Below are 19260 nucleotides of genomic sequence, written 5' to 3' on the forward strand. Positions count from 1 at the left end.
ATTCAAATATAAACAATTATTCAATTGAGCGAAAGGTTAGATTAATTCTTGTGCCAACAGGTTTAGCTGTTTTTGGAATTTGGTGTTTCCAAAAATGTTGTGTACTTCCTTTCATCAATAAAAGGCTTCCGTGTTCTAATGTAATGCTCTTTTTTGCATCAACTATCGTGTTGTGTTTGAGTTGAAAAACCCGTTCAGCACCAAAACTAAGTGAGGCAATAATAGGGTTGTGACCCAATTCTTTTTCGTTATCGGCGTGCCAACCGTTACTGTCTTTACCATCTCTATATTGATTGAGTAAAACGTTCGTGAATTGGCATTCTGTGGTAGCCTCAATGTAGTATTTTATTTTTTGCAAAAGTGAATTCCAAGGCTGCGGATGCATCGTGATATTGGAATAGGAGTAGGGTTTTCCTTCATTCCCATACAAAGCAGTCAATCGCGGTTGCGGATGTGTTTTTCCGTAAATTGTGATAGTATCTTGTTGCCAAGCTATTTCTTGGAGTAATTCGGTATATATTTTGTCTGCTTGTTCTTTGTCAAAAAACTGAGGATAATATATAATCTCAGCGTCTGGCAAGTCGAGTAAAAGAGGTTCTGATTTGAAATTAAATAGCGATTCCAAAATACTAGTCTTTTTTATAATTGACATTCATAATGACAATAGCCAAGATAATTAACACAATTCCGATCCATTGCCAAGTGTTGATGTTTTCATTCAAAAGGAAATAAGCCATTAATACGGAAACAGGTAGTTCTAAAGCCGAAACAATACTGCCTAATCCAATTCCTGTTAGCGGAAAGCCTGCATTGAATAATAAAGGCGGAATAATAGTACCAAAAAGCGCTAGAATAATTCCCCATTTGGCAAAGATTTCGAATTGGAAATCTCCCGTTTGGTTGGCGATGGCAAATCCGAATACAATGACGGCACCACCTAACAACATAAACAAACTGCGTTGTGCCGATGATACACCAATACCTACTCGGTTTGCGGTAAACATGGTAGTAGTGAACGAAGCTGCAGATAGCAATCCAAGTACAATACCACGCCAATCTGTTACCAATTTATTTTCGATAATATTCGTTGCCAAAGCAGTTCCTACAAGTACCACAAAAACCGAAATGATTTTTTGAGCAGAAGGCATTTTCTTTTCCAGCAGCATTTCAAATAGTACGCCCATCCAAACCGTTTGCATTAGCAGTACAATTGCAATAGAAACGGGAATATATTTCACAGCCAAATAGTAAAAAACACTAGTCATACCAAGCGAAGTTCCCGCTATCATGAGTTGGATGATCGTTTTGGTTGAAGCTGTAGTCGCTTGATTTTTATTTTGTGATTTTTGAATCGTATTGATAAGTACGATTCCTAAAATTCCATAGGTAAATTGCGCTATAGTCACTTCGGGAGTGGTAAAACCTTCTGAATAGGCTATTTTCACAAAAGTAGCTAACATGCCATAGCTTGAAGCTCCAAGTGCAATAAGTAAAACGCCTTTTAGTTTTGATTTACGCGTCATTTTAATGAATTTGTTTTTTTTCCATTTCAGATAAATCGCTTAGATGCAAACGCAAAGCATTCACAGAAATACTGATTTCCCAAAACGACAATCCTAAAGAAATTAATAAGCTTAACAAACTCATACCGAAGAAGTATATGCTAATATTTTGTTCGTCAAAAAACAATAAAAGCATAGCAAAAACGGATAAAAACAAGCACAGCACACCAGCCATTTGCATGTAACGAATTAGAGTTAATCGCAAGTTAAGGTTCTTGATTTCCAATAAAATCATGCTGTTTTCTTTTTCTTTATAGACTTTCTTTAAACCACGAATGATGCTTGCTATTGTTAAAAAACGATTGGTGTAGGCTAGCAAAATTAATGAGGTAGCAGAAAAAAGTAATGCTGGAGTTCCAATTTCTAGTGTCATTTCGTTTTGAATTGTATTGAACGACAAAGTTCGCTAATCTTTTTTATTAAATGAATTGAACTCCAAACTTAATTTTATAAATAAAAATTATTTATACATAACATTGTAAATATGAATAAAAACTTATGAATAATTTTTACGAAATTTGAAAATAAAAAAAAATACCATGAAAAAAATTAGTTTGATTTTAGTAATTAGTTTAGCTGTTAGTAGTTGTGTAACTATTAAGCCAGGAGAAGTTGGGTTAAAGCAAAGATTAGGTAAACTTTCTAATGAGATCTATCCTCAGGGGCCTGTTTTTTTTAATCCATTTACTTCTAAGATTGTTAGAACATCAATCCAAACAAGAAATTTAGAACTGACGCTCAACCTACCAAGTAAGGAAGGTTTAAGTATTATGTCTCAAATTTCTATTTTGTATCGATTGGAAAAAAATGAAGTGGTAAAAATCGTCAATGATTTAGGTTTAAACAGTGAGAGTATCATTGCTAACGTTTTTAGATCAGCTTCAGCAGATGTTTGTTCACAGTATTTTGCCAAAGACATGCACTCTGGGAAAAGATCTGAAATTGAAACAGATATTCTTAAGAAAATGGCTGGCAATCTTTTAGCCAAAGGAATTGTTATCGAATCTGTTTTAATGAAAAGTATTCAATTGCCTCAGGGGCTTTCTCAGTCAATTGAAAATAAATTACAAGCAGAGCAAGATGCTATGCGAATGGAGTTTGTGTTGCAACAAGAAAAATTTGAAGCTGAAAGAAAAATTATTGAAGCAAAAGGAACCAGAGACGCTCAAAAAATTCTTTCAGAAGGATTAACTAACGAAATAATTAAATTAAGGAGTATTGATGCGTTCAAGGAACTATCCAACTCACCGAATGCAAAAATAATTGTTACCGATGGTAAAACACCTTTTTTAATTAACCAATAAATGAATGGTTTGTTTTTGATTATTTAGTGAATTAGTAAGCTAAGTAGTAGTCGCCTTTTCGAGTTCTCTTGAAAAGGCGACTTTTTTTATGATTGATTGTATTCAAGTTCGTCTTAATTTTTTTAGTTGTTGTTACTTTTTTTTCAATTTTCCAGCTTAATTGTGTAACAAAAAAGGGAAATTGCTACTAAATCATCGAACAATAATTTTAAAATGAAAAAGATAATTATTTTACAAGCCTTATTATTTGGTACAGTTTTCCAACTTACTGCTCAAGAAACTACAAAAAAAGCAGAAGAACTCAAGGAAGTTACTATTACAAAAAGTAAAAAAGCCATTGAGCAAAAAGCCGATCGTACCATTTTTGATTTTGCTAGCCAGCCGAGTTTGAACTCAGGTTCGGTTTTAGAAGGATTGAAAAAATTGCCGGGATTAATTGCTTCAGATATTGCCGGAATGATGTATCAAGGAAAACAATTAGAGGTGTTTATGGACGGACGTCCGTTAAATATTTCTTCCAATGAACTGAACGGATTTTTAGAAGGAATGCCAGCCAATGCAATTGAAAAAATTGAAATTATTACCCAACCAGGTGCCGAATTTCCAGCTACATCTGGTGGCGCTATTTTAAATATCATTACCAATAAAAACGCCAAAAAATTCTTAAGTGCTACCTACTCTAATAGTGTTAATACCACTAATTATGATCGCCTAAGATGGAGAGTCAACAATAGTATTTTGCTTAATGCTAAGAACAAGTATTTTGGGTGGCAATTAAATATGGGTCAAAATTATAGAGAGAGTGCTACTTGGGGTTCATTTACTAAAAATGAAAACCAGCTTAGTACTTTACTTTCTAAGGTTAATTCAGATCGACTTGGGAGGTCTAACTTTATGAAATCGTCTTTGACATTTGATTTGAAAAAAGACCGGTTATTATTGAATTACGATTTGAATTTAAATAACAACAATAGTAATACGGAAGCAACCGGTTTAGGTTTTTCGTCAATAGATGCGACGAATTCAAAAACGGTTCGACAAGATGCTGTAGCTACTTATCAAAAACGATTTGATGACAAGTCAAAAAAGTTGGATTTTGTCCTGAATTTCAACCAGAATACCAATGAATTTTTGTTAAATACTGCCGGAATTGTTGCGCCAATACTTGACAATTCTTCGTTTCAAAAATACTTGAATCTTAAATTTGATTATTCACAGCCTATTTCTTTTTCTGATGAAGGTAAACTTAGCTTTGGAGCACTTCGTGATGATTTGATTTTTCAAACTCAAAGCAAAGGAATTACGAATTTAGATTATCAAAGAAGCACTACCGCAGGATATTTTGAATTACAGACCAAGTTTAAAAGCTTGAGTTTTATTGTAGGTGGACGTGCTGAAGATTATGCTATTACTGGAAAGACATTGACTACTGAATTAGTTCCGTTCCAACAATTTCGTTTCTTCCCCAACGCAAGTGCGCAGTACAATTTGAACAAGAATGTTTTCTTTAATGTGAACTACAATAAGAAAATTACATTGCCAAGTACCTCTGCTTTGAATCCAAACAACACCAGTTATCAAAATCAAAATATTGATAATACAGGTAACCCTAATTTACAGCCTACTATTTTTGATAATTATGAAGTCAAGTTAAGTGCTTACGATTATGCATTTATCGGGTATTCTGTTAGTAATGCCAGAAATCAAGTAGTACAAAGAGTAAATTTGAATCCTCGCTCGAATGTGGTAATCAACACTTTTGAGAATGTACCGGAACTTAAAGTGCATAATTTTAATATAGGAATGCCAATTCCCTATATGTTGTTTACCAAAGGAATTGCAGAAACAATGAAAATGAATGTCAATCCAGATGAGATGAACTTTCTATTTGTATATGCAGCCTATCAGTTGCATCAAATTCCTAGCTTGGATACTCGTGGTTTTTGGATTTATAATCTAATGTCACAATTGGTTTTACCAAGTAAAATTAAGTTTGTTACCAATTTTAGTTATATCACAGCTAATGGGAATTACTATTATTTCCTTGCAGAAAAACCTTTTAATAACTCGCTGGATCTTTCCTTCTCAAAGAAGTTTTTCAACGATCGATTGTCTGTTTCAATCAATGTGGATGATTTATTGAATACGAATCGCATTGTTTTCAACTCGGTAAATACTCCTTTATTTTTGAATAATAAACAAGATACCCGTCGTTTTGGATTTAGTATAAATTACAAGATTCCAACGAAGAATAAATTAGCGAGAGAAACTCCAATTTTATTGAACAAGGATAAAAAAGAAGATTCCGGAATAATCGGAAATTAATTATTTGATTGATTTATTCTCAACCACATAGAAACATAGAATTGTTTAAATAGATAAAGAGGTTTTAGAAAAAGCTCTCTTTATCACATAGTGCTAATGTGAAGAGTGAAACGTCTAGATTAATCTTTAATTATAGATTTTGCTATGTTTTTATGTGGTAAAAAAATATTTATGACTAGTTATTTAAAGATGATAGACTTATTATAGAGGGTTTTTACAACTGAAAGACTGTAAATTACACAACGTTATTTTCAATTGGTTTTATGTTTTTGAAATCATTTTTCTTTAAGTTATTTTCCTCTTCTAGGTCATAATCATCTTGAAGGCCAAGCCAAAATTTAGCACTAGTTCCAAAATACAGAGAAAGTCTTAGCGCTGTATCAGCAGTGATTCTACGTTTACCTTTTACTATTTCACTAACTCTTGTTTGAGGAATAAATGTTTCTTTGGACAAACGATAGGCAGATATTCCAAGCGGTTCAAGAAATTCTTCTTTTAAGACTTCTCCAGGATGTATGTTTTTCAAATTTTCCATAACACTTATTTATTAATGATAATCAATAATTTGTACTTCGTATGCATTGTCGTTTTCCCAATTAAAAATAATTCGCCACTGATTATTAATTCTAATGCTATAAAGGCCAGAGAAGTTGCCACTCAATTTTTCTAAATGATTAGCGGGTAGAATTCTCAAATCAGTTATGTTTTGAGCATTATTTATCATTCTTAATTTTCGTCTAGCTACATTTTGGATTTCGGAAGGCAATTTTTTTGACTGTATGCCATTCCAAATTTTCTCTGTCTCTTTATTGCTAAAACTTTTTATCACTACTCACGCGTTACAATACTAACGCCAAAGATAAGTAATTGTTTTTTATAATCACTAAAAGTTGTTGAATTTTTGAAGTGGGATAAACAGAAAAAGAGGTTTTAGAAAAAAACACTGTTTTTAACATAGTACTAATGTGAATAGTGAAACGTCTAGATTAATCTTTTATTATAGATTTTGCTATGTTTCTATGTGGTTAAAAAATATTAAAAACAAAAAACCCTGCTAGTGACTAGCAGGGTTTTTTATTTTATTCTAAGTTCGTAATTATTTAATCAACTCAAAACTACGTTTTACAAAAGCGGTTAAGGCTTCTCCTTTCAATAAGTTTTGAGACAATTTAGCCAAGTCTAAGGCTTGTTTAACTAAGCTTTCTTGAGTGGTTTTGTCTTCGGTATTCAAAATAGTAGTCGCCAAATCGGAGTTGGTGTTCACTACCAAATTGTACATTTCTGGCATATTGCCCATTCCAAACATACCACCGCCAGTTTGACTCATTTCTTTCATTCTACGCATGAACTCTGGTTGCGTAATGATGAATGGCGCCGACTGACTGTCTAAAGCTTCCAATTGAACGGTATAATTTTGTTTTGGAACAATCGTTTCTACTACGGTTTTCAAACTCGTTTGCTCGTCTTCAGATAATTTAGAAATAGCATTGTCTTCTTTCTTGATTAAATTATCAATATGGTCTGAATCGACACGTACAAAACGAATCTCGCTATTGTCACCTTCAATCTTTTGGATTAAGTGAGAGATAATTGGCGAATCCAACAACAATACTTCGTATCCTTTTTCTTTGGCGATTTCAATGTAAGAGTGTTGTGCTTCTTTGTTACTTGCGTACAACACTACTAATTTGTTGTCTTTATCGGTTTGCTTTTCTTTCAGTTGTTCTTTCAACTCCTCCAAAGTGAAGTACTTGTCATCTACCGTTGGGTATAAAACAAAAGCGCCTGCTTTTTCATAGAATTTATCTTCAGACAACATTCCGTATTCCAAAACAATTTTAATGTCGTTCCATTTTTGTTCAAAATCGGCACGATTGTCATTGAATAAGGCTTTCAGTTTATCGGCTACTTTACGAGTGATGTAATTCGAGATTTTTTTCACCGCAGCATCTGCTTGTAAACCTGAACGCGATACGTTCAACGGAATATCCGGTGAGTCAATTACTCCTTTTAACATTGTCAAGAATTCAGGTACAATTCCTTCTACATTATCCGTAACAAACACTTGGTTTTGGTACAACTGAATTTTGTCTTTTTGGATTTGTAAATCAGCTCCTAATTTAGGGAAGTACAAAATCCCTGTTAAGTTGAACGGATAATCTACATTCAAGTGAATGTTGAATAACGGCTCTTCAAACTGCATTGGGTACAACTCGTGGTAGAACTTTTTGTAGTCTTCTTCGGTTAATTCTGAAGGCTGTTTAGTCCAAGCAGGATTTGGATTGTTGATGATATTATCCACTTCGATAGTTTCTGGTTTTGCGTCTTCGGCAGCACCTTCTGGTAATGGAAGTGTTTCCGTTTTGGTTCCAAATTTAATTGGAATCGGCATGAATTTATTGTAACGGTTCAGTAATTCTCTGATTTTAGCTTCTTCTAAAAACTCTACAGAATCTTCGGCGATATGCAAAATAATTTCGGTACCTCTGTCGGTTTTATCAGCTGGTTCTAAAGTAAATTCAGGACTACCATCGCAAGTCCAATGCGCTGCTGGTTCGTCTTTGAATGATTTAGTAATGATTTCTACTTTTTCAGCCACCATAAAAGCGGAGTAGAATCCAAGACCAAAGTGTCCAATAATTCCAGAATCTTTAGCCGAATCTTTGTATTTGTCCAAGAATTCTTCAGCTCCTGAAAAAGCCACTTGGTTGATGTATTTTTCTACTTCGTCAGCAGTCATCCCCAAACCTTGATCAATGATGTGCAGTTTCTTGCCTTCTTTGTCAATTTTTACTTCAATAATTGGGTTTCCGTACTCAACTTTGGCTTCGCCAATACTTGTTAAGTGTTTTAATTTTAAGGTAGCGTCTGTTCCATTTGAAATCAATTCGCGCAAGAAAATTTCGTGATCGCTGTATAAAAATTTCTTGATTAATGGGAAGATGTTCTCTACCGAAACATTAATTTTTCCAGTTGTCATAGTGTATAAATTTTAAGTTTAAATTGATGAAATGCTAGTTTTCAAATAGAATACCATTTTATTAAAATGTGACAAATTGTCGCAACCCTTCCAGGATTCAAATTAAACATTGTAAATTTGGCTTCTTTAAACTCAACTATGCTCGAACTCCAGGACATTTCGTTTACTTACATTGACCAAGCCGTTATTAACAAGCTTAGTTTTGTGGCGCAACAAGGACAAAATATTGCTGTCATTGGCGAAAGCGGTTGCGGTAAAAGTACCTTGCTCAAGTTAATTTATGGTTTGTATGATTTGGATTCGGGTAGTATCAGTTATAACGGAAATCCTATTTTAGGTCCGAAATACAATTTGATTCCGGGAGAAGAGTACATTAAATATTTGGCACAAGATTTTGATTTGATGCCGTTTATCACTGTCGAAGAAAATGTAGGCAAGTTCCTTTCCAATATCTATCGCGATATAAAGAAAGCCAGAGTACATGAATTACTCGAAATGGTCGAAATGACCAAATTTGCCAAAGTCAAAGCCAAATACTTGAGTGGCGGTCAACAACAACGTGTCGCTTTGGCTCGTGTTTTGGCCTTAGAACCTCAAATTCTATTGCTGGACGAACCTTTTAGCCAAATCGATTCTTTCAGGAAAAATGCCTTGCGCAGAAATGTATTTCAGTATTTAAAAGAAAAGAAAATCACTTGTATCATTGCTACACACGATAGTACGGATGTGTTGTCTTTTTCCGACAAATCGATAGTGATGCAACACGGGAAAATCATTGCCGAAGAGTCTCCTCAACAACTCTATCTTCATCCAACAAATAAATATGTGGCCTCACTTTTTGGCGAAGTCAATGAGTTGGAATTGGATGGTAAAGTGCATTTAATCTATCCACACCAACTCAAGTTGGACCCGAAAGGTCCATTGAAAGGGATAGTGCAACAGTGCTATTTTAGAGGCAGTCATTATTTAGTGGAAGTTACAATTGACAAGCAAAGCGTTTTTTTTGAATCGTCATCTCCTTTAGAAAAAGGGCAGCCGATTGCCTTGAAAAAGAGCATTTTCTAAAATTTACTATTGCACTTCAAATATTTTACTACTTTAGTGCTCCATTTTGAGATCAAATAATACAATTTAAAGACTAAAAATAAATATATGTACCACTCAAAAATTACAGGATTAGGATTTTATGTTCCTGACAATGTTGTAACTAATGATGATTTATCGAAAGTTATAGATACTAATGACGAATGGATTCAGGAGAGAACAGGAATTCAAGAACGTCGTCATATTATTCCGGGTCAAGACACGACTACTTCTATGGGGGTTAAAGCTGCAAAAATTGCAATTGAGCGCGCCGGAATAGACAAAAACGATATTGATTTTATTGTATTTGCTACATTAAGTCCGGATTACTATTTTCCAGGTCCAGGTGTTTTAGTACAACGTGATTTGGGTATAGGAACTGTGGGCGCTTTGGATGTTAGAAACCAATGTTCTGGATTTATCTATGCCTTATCAGTAGCTGATCAATATATTAAATCTGGAATGTACAAGAACGTATTAGTAATTGGATCTGAAGTGCATTCAGCGGGATTAGACATGACTACGCGTGGTAGAGGTGTTTCGGTTATTTTTGGCGATGGAGCTGGAGCTGCTATAGTAAGCCGTGAAGAAGATTTGACCAAAGGAATTCTATCTACGCATTTGCATTCAGAAGGAGTTCATGCCGAAGAATTAATTGTAAAAGCACCAGGAATGTGCGGTCGTTGGGTAACGGATATTTTGAAAGACAATGATCCAGACGACGAAACTTATTTCCCATACATGAACGGTCAATTTGTATTTAAAAATGCAGTAGTTCGTTTTGCTGAGGTAATTAACGAAGGTTTGGAAGCCAACAATCTTCAGGTTTCTGATATTGATATGTTGATTCCGCACCAAGCGAATTTGAGAATATCACAATTCATTCAGAAGAAATTCGGATTGAATGACGATCAAGTCTATAACAATATTATGAAATACGGTAACACTACTGCTGCTTCTGTTCCAATTGCTTTAACTGAAGCTTGGGAATTGGGTAAAATCAAGTCGGGAGATACTGTAGTTTTGGCGGCTTTTGGTAGCGGCTTTACTTGGGCAAGTGCGATTATAAAATGGTAGTTGTTGTAGAGTAACGATTACTATTCAAATTGTAAACCATTAAGAAGTTATAATTTCTTAATGGTTTCTTTTTTTAAATTTAACCACATAGAAACATAGGTTTGATAGATATAAAGAAAATATAGAAATATTATTATTTTTCACAGCTATGAGAATAGTGTAACGTCTATCTAGTTCTTTGTTTGATATTGTTTTTCTATGTCTCTATGTGGTTAAAAACTTTAAAAATTAGCTACTTATTCCACAAATTAAATCCTTTGAATCCGTGGCAAAAAAAGATAGAGAAATAATTGGTTGAACATGGCTATGTGAATAGTGTAACGTCTATCTAGTTCTTTGTTCAATACTTTTTTCTATGTCTCTATTTGGTAAAAAATTTTGAAAGTTAGCCACAGATTACACAGATTAAATGAAATCATTAGAATCATTATAATCCGTGGCGAAAAAAAAATAGAATAGTTCTTTGTTTAATCTTAAAACAGCAATAATAAGCAAGGGTTTTAAATTGTAAACCATTAAGATATTAAGTTTCATTAAGCGCTTAATGAAACTTAATATCTTAATGGTTTCTTTTTTTTAAATTTAACCACATAGAAACATAGGTTTGATAGATATAAAGAAAATATAGAAATATTATTATTTTTCACATAGCTATGTGAATAGTGTAACGTCTATCTAGTTCTTTTTTCAATACTTTTTTCTATGTCTCTATGTGGTAAAAAACTTTGAAAATTAGCCACAGATTTCACAGATTATAGGGATTAATTATAATTGAATCCTTTTGAATCCATTTAATCCGTGGCAAAAAAAGATAGAGAAATAATTGGTTGAACATAGCTATGAGAATAGTGTAACGTCTATCTAGTTCTTTGCTTGATATTGTTTTTCTATGTCTCTATGTGGTTAAAAACTTTAAAAATTAGCTACTTATTCCACAAATTAAATCCTTTGAATCCGTGGCAAAAAAAGGCAGAGAAATAATTCGTTGAACATGGCTATGTGAATAGTGTAACGTCTATCTAGTTCTTTGTTCAATACTTTTTTCTATGTTTCTATGTGGTAAAAATTTTGAAAATTAGCCACAGATTTCACAGATTAAATGGATTCATTCAAATGAAATCATTAGAATCATTATAATCCGTGGCGAAAAAAACAAACAAAAGCACTTTTTAGTTTACCAAAACCGATAGAAAAAAGGCTATTCTATTTCCTTCTGAAATCCTTATATTTGCACTCTTAAAAAAACCGATTCAATGTCATTACAACACATTCTTACCCCATCTATAGCAAAAGCGATTCAGGATTTATTTGAAGTATCCGTTGATAAAGTAGAGTTTCAGGCTACCCGAAAGGAGTTTGAAGGCGATATTACCATGGTTATTTTTCCTTTGTTGAAATTGGTAAAAAGCAACCCGGTGGAGTTAGGAAACAAAATTGGGAATTATTTGGTGGAGAATGTTCCAGAAGTAGCCCGTTTTAATGTGGTGTCTGGATTTTTGAATATTGTAATCTCGGATTCGTATTATTTAAATTTCTTTAACGGAATCAAAGACGATGCAAAATACGGTTTTGTAACGCCAAATCCTTCTGACAAGGCGGTAATGGTGGAGTATTCTTCGCCCAATACCAACAAGCCGTTACACTTAGGTCACGTGCGTAACAATTTGTTAGGCTATTCGGTGGCTGAGATTATCAAAGCATCGGGTAAAAAAGTCTATAAAACCCAAATTATCAACGACCGTGGTATTCATATTTGCAAGTCGATGTTGGCTTGGAAAAAATTTGGAAATGGCGAAACGCCCGCTTCCACAGGATTAAAAGGAGATAAATTAGTTGGGAATTACTATGTAGCTTTTGATAAAGCCTACAAAGAAGAAATCAACCAATTAATGGCTGCGGGTAGAACCGAAGAAGAAGCCAAAAAACAAGCGCCAATTATTGTAGAAGCGCAAGAAATGTTGCTGAAATGGGAAGCAGGAGATGAGGAAGTGAAATCCCTTTGGGCAATGATGAACCAATGGGTGTACGATGGTTTTGCGACTACTTACAGCAATTTAGGGGTGAATTTTGATAGCTTTTACTACGAAAGCAATACCTATTTGTTAGGAAAAGATGTCGTTCAAATTGGTTTAGAAAAAGGCGTTTTTGAAAAAGATCCAGACGGTTCGGTTTGGATTGATTTGACTGACGAAGGTTTGGACCGAAAAATCGTGTTGCGTTCTGATGGAACAGCGGTGTATATGACGCAAGATATTGGTACTGCGATCCAACGTGTGAAAGACCATCCCGATGTGGGAGGTATGGTATACACGGTGGGTAACGAACAAGATTACCATTTCAAAGTCTTGTTTTTGATTTTGCAAAAACTAGGTTTTGATTGGGCTTCAAGCTTGTATCACTTATCGTATGGAATGGTGGACTTGCCTTCGGGTAAGATGAAAAGCCGTGAAGGAACCGTAGTCGATGCCGATGATTTAATGCAAGAAATGACGAGTACGGCTCAAAACATTTCAGAAGAATTAGGGAAATTAGAAGGCTATTCAGAAGAAGAGAAAACCAAATTATACAACACGATTGGTTTGGGTGCTTTGAAATACTACATTTTAAAAGTAGATCCTAAAAAACGCATCTTGTTCAATCCAGAAGAATCAGTTGATTTTGCTGGAAATACAGGGCCGTTTATTCAATATACTTATGCGCGTATTCAGTCGATTATTCGTAAAGCGACTTTTGATTTTTCGGCTACAGCCAAAACTACCGACTTGCACGAAAAAGAAAAAGAACTGTTGAAACAAATTGAACTGTATCCTGAAGTGATACAGAATGCGGCTCAAAATCACAGTCCTGCTTTGATTGCCAATTATACCTACGAATTGGTGCGCGAATACAATTCGTTTTACCAAGCCGTTCCTATTTTAGGCGAAGAAAACCAAGAAAAGAAAATATTCAGAGTGCAACTTTCTAAAAAAGTAGCCGATACGATAGCTTCTTCGTTCAGCTTGTTAGGAATCAATGTTCCGGAGAGAATGTAAAATCAAAACCTTATTGTAATTGAAAAACGACCTGTAAAGGTCGTTTTTTTTGTTTTAAAATTATTGTTATTTAATTATTTAGCAGCTGACGCGAATTTTTTGGTTCCCCTTTTTTACCCATTTAATGGAATAGAATAGGGCAGCGGTGAGCTGCCCTAGTATTGGATTATTGCCAACCTCCACCCAATGCTTTATACAAATTGATGGATGCTTTGTATTGCGATTTTTTGGTGTTGATCAAATCTATTTTTGATTCTAAAGCAGTTCGCTGTGCTGTTAAGACTTCTAAGTAATTGGCTCTACCTGACTTGAATAAATCATTGGCAATTTCTACAGATTTCTCATAGGAATACACTTCTTTATTTTTAAGGTCAAGGGTTTTTTCTAGTGTTTCAATAGTTGCCATTTCATTAGCGACTTCAATATAGCCATTCAAAACTGTTTTTTGGTATTTGAGAAGACTCTCCGTTTGAAGTGCTTTGGCAGTATTGAACTGTACTTTGATTGCTCTTCTGTTGAGCAATGGCGCACTGATGCCTCCTAAAATGGTATAGGCAAAAGAGGCTGGCGTTTGAAACAGCAAAGCCGATTGAAAGGCCTGAAAACCAACCGTCCCAGTCATCGTGAAGGAAGGGTAAAAGGCAGCTTTGGCGGCTTTCACATCGCATTTGGCTGCTGCCAATTCCAATTCAACTTCGCGAATATCAGGTCGCAAGGCCAAAAGCTGTGAGGGAATTCCGGTGCTGATTTTGAAATCAAAAGAGCTAAATGTTGTTTTATCTCTTGCAATTGCTTGTGGAAATCGGCCACACAGAAAGTTCAAATGGTTCTCGGTTATTTGAATCAACTGAAGGATATTCAACTCAAAAGATTTAGAGTTAAACACTTGGCCTTCAAATTGTTTTACCGCTAATTCATTGTACACGCCCGCTTCTTTTTTCAATTTAATAATATCCAAAGCAGCTTGTTGCAGGGCAGTAGTTTCCTTGATAATATCCAATTCGTTATCCAAAGCGATTAATTCATAATAAGTAGCAGCGATTTCTGCAATTAAAATAGACTGAATGGCATTCTTCGCTTCAATACTTCCGCTGTATCGCGCTAAAGCGGCTTTCTTTTTGTTTTTCAATTTTCCCCAAACATCGGCTTCCCAGCTAGTATTCAATCCAACCTGATAATCCGGTAAGTGTTCTGGTACGATTTGATTCGGACGAATATTGGTAGAGGCGTTTCCGGCTCCATCCATAGTGAATAAACCAAATTTTCGCTGCGCAATTCCTGCTCCTGCATTCACCAGCGGCAAGAGTTCGCTTTTCTTCAATCGGAATTGATTTTGAGCGATTTCTATTTTTTGAACTGCAGCCAAAAGATCAAAATTATTGCTGAGCGCCGTTTCAATCAGTTTTTTCAGATTATCATCTTTGTAAAAAAGCTGCCATTGTAAGCTGCCCGAGTTGACAGTGTCTGATTGATTTGTATACCTTTCGGGCAACGGTTTTTGGTCCTTATCAGTTGGTATTGCTTTTGTTTTGCACGCCATAAAAGCCAGCAAGACAATCATCAAACCTATTATTTTTTTGAATTGTGACATAGTGTATGAATATCAGTTGATTTAATTCGTAGTTTTTTTGGATAGTTTTTCAGCGATGAGTGCAAAAATCAAATACAATCCCGGAATAATAAGAATTCCAAAAACGGTTCCAAAAAGCATTCCTCCTGCAGCAGCAGTTCCAATAGTTCTGTTTCCAATAGCTCCGGCTCCTGATGCGATTACTAACGGAATTAATCCAGCGATGAATGCAAAAGATGTCATCAAGATTGGTCGCAAACGCGCAACGGCTCCTTCTATAGCTGCTTTTAGTGGTGAAAGACCTTCTTTGTTTTTCAAAACCGCAAATTCGATAATCAAAACGGCATTTTTACCCAAAAGACCAATAAGCATAATCATAGCAACTTGCGCATAAATATTGTTTTCTAAACCTAATGTTGCCAAGAGAAAGAATGCCCCAAAAACACCCGTTGGAAGTGATAAAATCACAGCAAGCGGAAGGACAAAACTTTCGTATTGCGCCGAAAGCAATAAGTAAATGAACAACAAACAAATCAAGAAGATGTACACCGCTTCGTTTCCGGCATTGGCCTGTTCTCTCGATGAACCTCCCCAATCGAATCCATATCCTTTTGGGAGTTTTTCTTCGGCTACTTTTTTGATAGCATCAATGGCTTGACCACTACTGTAGCCTTCTTTTGGCTCTCCATTAAGCATAGCTGCAGGATACATATTGTAGCGGGTAATTTGTTCTGGACCATATACTTTTTCGATAGTCAAGAAAGAAGACATCGCTACCATTTCTCCTTCTGAATTTTTGGTGTACAATTTTAAAATATCTTCAGGTTTCGATCTGAACTCCGGCGAAGATTGCACCATCACTTTGTACATTTGGTTGAACCGAATGAAATTAGTGGCATAATCACTACCTAGATAGGTTTGTAAAGTACCCAATACTTCATTGATGTTTACTCCTTTCTGAGCGGCTTTAGCATTATCAATATTCACCATAAACTGAGGGAAACTGGCATCAAAAGAAGAAAACGTGTTTTTGATGGCTTCATTTTTATTCAGTTCATTGGCAAAATCGGTAGCTACAGTTTCTAATTTTTTCAAGTCACTTTTTCCGGTTTTATCCAAAATTCTAAGTTCAAATCCACTAGAGTTACCATAACCAGGCACTGGTGGCGGAGTGAAAAATTCGATTTTAGCATCTTTAATGTGACGGGTTTTCTCCTTTAATTCACTAATAATGTTTTGATCTGTTATTCCATTGCGTTCTTTCCAGCTTTTTAAACTAATCAAGTTCATTCCATACGAAGCTCCTGTTCCATCCGTAAGAAAATTGTAACCCGCTAATGTAGAAACTGAGGCTACATTTTGGTTTTCCAAAGCGGCTTTTTGAATCGCATCTACTACATCTTCAGATCGTTCTAATGTTGCTCCAGATGGAGTGGTAATACTAGCATAAATTGTTCCTTGATCTTCATTTGGGATAAACCCTGAAGGGACAATTTTACCCAATCCAAAGGTAGCCACACAAAAGGCTAACAAGGCAACAACAGTCACCACTCTTCGATTAACGATTATTTCCAATAGTCTTCGGTAGCGTTCTGCAACTCGATTGTATTTGGAGTTGAACGCATCAATAAATCGGTTGATTAAAGTAGGTTTTCTTTCTTGTCCGTGGGTGTTTTTTAAAAGCAAAGCACACAAGGCAGGTGTTAGTGTCAATGCACTAATTCCGGATAGCACAATTGCAATAGCCATAGTCAAAGAAAACTGTCTGTAAAATACCCCTGTTGGTCCAGGTAAAAAAGCAACTGGGATAAATACTGCCGACATTACAAGTGTAATGGCGATGATAGCACCTCCAATTTCCTTCATCGCTTCTTCGGTAGCCGCTTTTGGATCCAGATGTAGTTCTTCCATTTTGGCGTGTACCGCTTCTACAACTACGATGGCATTATCAACTACAATTCCAATTGCCAATACCAAGGCGAATAGCGTAATTAAGTTAATGGAGAAACCAAATAATTGCATAAAAAAGAAGGTTCCAATCAAGGAAATGGGTACCGCAATAGCAGGAATTAAAGTGGATCTAAAATCTCCTAAGAAAACAAATACCACTAATGCAACCAATAAAAAGGCTTCGATTAAGGTATACAAAACGCCTTCGATGGATGCGTTTAGAAAGTTGGAAACATCATAGCTATACGTATAAGAAATTCCAGAAGGAAAGGTTTTTTGCAACTCATCCATCTTGCTTTTGATGTTTTGGATCACATCGCTGGCATTACTTCCAGGTCGTTGCTTCAATACAATGGCTGCAGAAGGTTTTCCGTTTTCTTTAGAAAGCACATCGTAATCCAATGAACCAAATTCAATCTCAGCTACATCTTTTAAGCGCAGCAATTCCCCTTCAAAATTGCGCTTAATTACCACGTTTTCATATTGCTCTTTGGTGTTGTATTTCCCGGCATACTTCACAACATATTGTAAAGATTGTTCTTTTTTGCCCGAACTTTCACCCACTTTTCCCGGTGCGGCTTCTATATTTTGTTGTTTCAAACTTTGAACTACATCTTCAGTCGAAATTTTGTAAGCCGCCATTTTTACAGGATTTAACCAAACACGCATGGCGTATTCACGTTGTCCCATTATGTCTGCAAATCCTACTCCTTCAATTCGTTTTAGTTCGGGTAGAATGTTAATATCTGCAAAGTTGTACAAAAACTTTTCGTCCAAGTTGGGGTCAGAACTCAGTACGTTCAAATAGAGCAACATACTGTTTTGTACTTTTTCTACAATTACTCCTGACTTGATTACTTCTTCAGGGAGCTCATCCAAAACGGAAGAAACACGGTTTTGAACATTTACAGCAGCAATTTCAGGATCGGTTCCTGCTTTGAAAATGATATTTATGACACTGGTTCCGTCGTTACCAGATACAGAGGACATATATGCCATTCCAGGCACACCATTTACAGCTCTTTCTAGGGTCACTACAACGGCTTTTACACAGGCTTCGGCATTGGCACCGGTATATTTAGTTGTTACAGTTACTTCAGGAGGAGCAATATCCGGAAATTGGGTCATAGGCAATTGTGTCAGCGACACGACTCCTAAAAGTACAATCATTAGCGAAATTACAATTGAAAGTACGGGTCTATGTATGAATTTTGAAAACATAAGTTGGTTTTATTTATTTCTTATTTCAGTTTAGACATTAGCGCTTTCATAGCAATAACTTGTGGGCTAATTGTATCCCCTTCTTTAAGGTTTTGGATTCCTTCATAGAGTACTTGATCTTCTACTGAAAGTCCGTTTTTGATAATGTACAGATGTTGTAATCGTTGCTGAACTTCAATTGCTCTTGAACGAACAACATTTTTTTTGTCAATTACAAAAACATATTGTTTGTCTTGAATTTCGAAGGTTGCTTTTTGAGGAATTATCAACGCATTTTGAATGGAGTTGGTCAATTGTATTTTCCCACTCGATCCGTGTTTTAATAATAAATTCGGATTTGGGAATTTGGCTCTAAAGGCTATATTCCCCGTGTTTTGATCAAATTCACCTTCTATGGTTTCAATGGTTCCTTTGTAATCGTGAGGTTTGTTGTTTGCCAAAAGGAGCGTAATATCATCATGAGATTTCTCGCTTCGCTGTTCTTTAATCTGCAAATATTCTTTTTCCGATACATTGAAATAGGCATAAACCTGATTGTTGTTTGAAATGGTGGTTAGCAATGTGCCTTCATTAATTAAACTTCCAATTTTGAACGGAATTCTATTGATTATCCCATTGAACGGAGCGCGTATTTTAGTCATTGCCAAATGAATTTCGACCGACTCTTGATTGGCTTTGTGTTCTTCTACACGTGCTAGAGCAGCAGAATAGTTGGCCTGAGCTTTTTCCAATTCTGTTTTTGAGACTACATTTTTACCAGCTAATAATTTCACATTCTGTAAATCCAACTCTGCGTTTTTTGCCTCCGCAATAGCATTTTTTACCATAGCCTTTGCTTTCAAAAGATCTTTTTGAAAAGTTTGGCTATTGATTGTAAACAAGAGCTGACCTGCTTTTACCGGTTTTCCTTCATCAACATGAATTTTTTCGATAAAGCCATTAATTTTTGTTCTAATTTCCACATTTTGAATGGATTGAATATCAGCTACATATTCATTCGTTATGGTAGTATCTACAAGTATTGGTTTTGTTGTGGGATATTTTTCAAAACCAATTTTTTCGTTTTTATTAGAATTGCAAGCAACTGTTAGGCCTAACAATAAAGTCAGACTAACACACATAGTAATTTTTTTCATTTATAGAATAATTAAAAGGT

14 protein-coding genes are annotated in these 19260 nt (G+C 35.3%); 5 read left to right on the plus strand and 9 right to left on the minus strand.

Annotated elements, in window-relative coordinates:
* Positions 1 to 16 precede the first annotated feature (16 nt).
* The 3 genes from LPC23_RS05405 to LPC23_RS05415 are packed head-to-tail and all read right to left on the minus strand — an operon-like array spanning position 17 to position 1935.
* Entirely contained in the window at positions 17 to 652 is a 636-nt protein-coding gene (locus tag LPC23_RS05405; protein WP_229328688.1) for an alpha-ketoglutarate-dependent dioxygenase AlkB family protein, read from the minus strand.
* Positions 630 to 1523: an EamA family transporter gene (locus LPC23_RS05410; RefSeq protein WP_229328690.1), complete on the minus strand. Its 894-nt coding sequence runs from the start codon at positions 1521 to 1523 to the stop codon at positions 630 to 632. Before LPC23_RS05410 ends, LPC23_RS05405 begins: the two co-directional genes overlap by 23 nt.
* A gap of 1 nt (position 1524) precedes the next feature.
* Entirely contained in the window at positions 1525 to 1935 is a 411-nt protein-coding gene (locus LPC23_RS05415) for a DUF2721 domain-containing protein (protein WP_229323355.1), read from the minus strand.
* Positions 1936 to 2101: 166 nt separating this feature from the next.
* Between LPC23_RS05415 and LPC23_RS05420 the strand changes: the two genes are divergently transcribed.
* Positions 2102 to 2866 carry a prohibitin family protein gene (locus LPC23_RS05420; RefSeq protein WP_229323358.1) on the plus strand — a complete coding sequence of 255 codons (765 nt, stop codon included), beginning with the start codon at positions 2102 to 2104 and terminating at the stop codon, positions 2864 to 2866.
* A 213-nt stretch (positions 2867 to 3079) separates the two neighbouring features.
* A complete protein-coding gene (locus LPC23_RS05425) occupies positions 3080 to 5191 on the plus strand; it encodes an outer membrane beta-barrel protein (protein WP_229328692.1) in 2112 nt (703 codons plus the stop codon).
* Positions 5192 to 5426: 235 nt separating this feature from the next.
* Here LPC23_RS05425 and LPC23_RS05430 read toward each other — a convergent pair whose 3' ends face one another.
* The 3 genes from LPC23_RS05430 to htpG all read right to left on the minus strand — a co-directional run bounded on the left by LPC23_RS05430 (position 5427) and on the right by htpG (position 8171).
* A complete protein-coding gene (locus LPC23_RS05430; protein ID WP_229328694.1) occupies positions 5427 to 5726 on the minus strand; it encodes a HigA family addiction module antitoxin in 300 nt (99 codons plus the stop codon).
* A 12-nt stretch (positions 5727 to 5738) separates the two neighbouring features.
* Positions 5739 to 6020, minus strand: a complete 282-nt coding sequence (locus LPC23_RS05435; RefSeq protein ID WP_229328697.1) for a type II toxin-antitoxin system RelE/ParE family toxin — start codon at positions 6018 to 6020, stop codon at positions 5739 to 5741.
* 267 nt (positions 6021 to 6287) lie between these two features.
* On the minus strand, positions 6288 to 8171 hold the full coding sequence (gene htpG, locus LPC23_RS05440) for a molecular chaperone HtpG (RefSeq protein WP_229328699.1): 1884 nt from the start codon (positions 8169 to 8171) through the stop codon (positions 6288 to 6290).
* 138 nt (positions 8172 to 8309) lie between these two features.
* Between htpG and LPC23_RS05445 the strand changes: the two genes are divergently transcribed.
* The 3 genes from LPC23_RS05445 to argS all read left to right on the plus strand — a co-directional run bounded on the left by LPC23_RS05445 (position 8310) and on the right by argS (position 13363).
* Positions 8310 to 9236 carry an ABC transporter ATP-binding protein gene (locus LPC23_RS05445; protein WP_229328700.1) on the plus strand — a complete coding sequence of 309 codons (927 nt, stop codon included), beginning with the start codon at positions 8310 to 8312 and terminating at the stop codon, positions 9234 to 9236.
* An 87-nt stretch (positions 9237 to 9323) separates the two neighbouring features.
* Complete coding sequence (locus LPC23_RS05450; protein ID WP_229328702.1) at positions 9324 to 10331, plus strand: 3-oxoacyl-ACP synthase III family protein; 1008 nt, start codon at positions 9324 to 9326, stop codon at positions 10329 to 10331.
* Between the two features lie 1253 nt (positions 10332 to 11584).
* Complete coding sequence (gene argS, locus LPC23_RS05455; RefSeq protein ID WP_229328704.1) at positions 11585 to 13363, plus strand: arginine--tRNA ligase; 1779 nt, start codon at positions 11585 to 11587, stop codon at positions 13361 to 13363.
* A gap of 166 nt (positions 13364 to 13529) precedes the next feature.
* On the opposite strand, the gene LPC23_RS05460 is transcribed toward argS, so the two are convergent.
* Genes LPC23_RS05460 through LPC23_RS05470 form a run of 3 tightly spaced genes read right to left on the minus strand, consistent with a single transcriptional unit; the run spans position 13530 to position 19240 of the window.
* Complete coding sequence (locus tag LPC23_RS05460) at positions 13530 to 14954, minus strand: efflux transporter outer membrane subunit (RefSeq protein ID WP_229328706.1); 1425 nt, start codon at positions 14952 to 14954, stop codon at positions 13530 to 13532.
* A gap of 21 nt (positions 14955 to 14975) precedes the next feature.
* A complete protein-coding gene (locus tag LPC23_RS05465; RefSeq protein WP_229328709.1) occupies positions 14976 to 18104 on the minus strand; it encodes an efflux RND transporter permease subunit in 3129 nt (1042 codons plus the stop codon).
* Positions 18105 to 18124: 20 nt separating this feature from the next.
* A complete protein-coding gene (locus LPC23_RS05470; RefSeq protein WP_229328710.1) occupies positions 18125 to 19240 on the minus strand; it encodes an efflux RND transporter periplasmic adaptor subunit in 1116 nt (371 codons plus the stop codon).
* Positions 19241 to 19260 lie beyond the last annotated feature (20 nt).

The sequence above is a fragment of the Flavobacterium ammonificans genome, from assembly GCF_020885975.1.
Classification (GTDB): domain Bacteria; phylum Bacteroidota; class Bacteroidia; order Flavobacteriales; family Flavobacteriaceae; genus Flavobacterium; species Flavobacterium ammonificans.

Excerpts from the sequence above, each read along its gene's own strand:
- LPC23_RS05425 (WP_229328692.1), top strand. The coding sequence starts at position 3,080 with ATGAAAAAGATAATTATTTTACAAGCCTTATTATTTGGTACAGTTTTC.
- LPC23_RS05420 (WP_229323358.1), top strand. The coding sequence starts at position 2,102 with ATGAAAAAAATTAGTTTGATTTTAGTAATTAGTTTAGCTGTTAGTAGT.
- LPC23_RS05450 (WP_229328702.1), top strand. The coding sequence starts at position 9,324 with ATGTACCACTCAAAAATTACAGGATTAGGATTTTATGTTCCTGACAAT.
- LPC23_RS05465 (WP_229328709.1), bottom strand. The coding sequence starts at position 18,104 with ATGTTTTCAAAATTCATACATAGACCCGTACTTTCAATTGTAATTTCG.
- LPC23_RS05415 (WP_229323355.1), bottom strand. The coding sequence starts at position 1,935 with ATGACACTAGAAATTGGAACTCCAGCATTACTTTTTTCTGCTACCTCA.
- htpG (WP_229328699.1), bottom strand. The coding sequence starts at position 8,171 with ATGACAACTGGAAAAATTAATGTTTCGGTAGAGAACATCTTCCCATTA.
- LPC23_RS05405 (WP_229328688.1), bottom strand. The coding sequence starts at position 652 with ATGTCAATTATAAAAAAGACTAGTATTTTGGAATCGCTATTTAATTTC.
- LPC23_RS05460 (WP_229328706.1), bottom strand. The coding sequence starts at position 14,954 with ATGTCACAATTCAAAAAAATAATAGGTTTGATGATTGTCTTGCTGGCT.
- LPC23_RS05470 (WP_229328710.1), bottom strand. The coding sequence starts at position 19,240 with ATGAAAAAAATTACTATGTGTGTTAGTCTGACTTTATTGTTAGGCCTA.
- LPC23_RS05445 (WP_229328700.1), top strand. The coding sequence starts at position 8,310 with ATGCTCGAACTCCAGGACATTTCGTTTACTTACATTGACCAAGCCGTT.
- LPC23_RS05430 (WP_229328694.1), bottom strand. The coding sequence starts at position 5,726 with ATGGAAAATTTGAAAAACATACATCCTGGAGAAGTCTTAAAAGAAGAA.
- LPC23_RS05410 (WP_229328690.1), bottom strand. The coding sequence starts at position 1,523 with ATGACGCGTAAATCAAAACTAAAAGGCGTTTTACTTATTGCACTTGGA.
- argS (WP_229328704.1), top strand. The coding sequence starts at position 11,585 with ATGTCATTACAACACATTCTTACCCCATCTATAGCAAAAGCGATTCAG.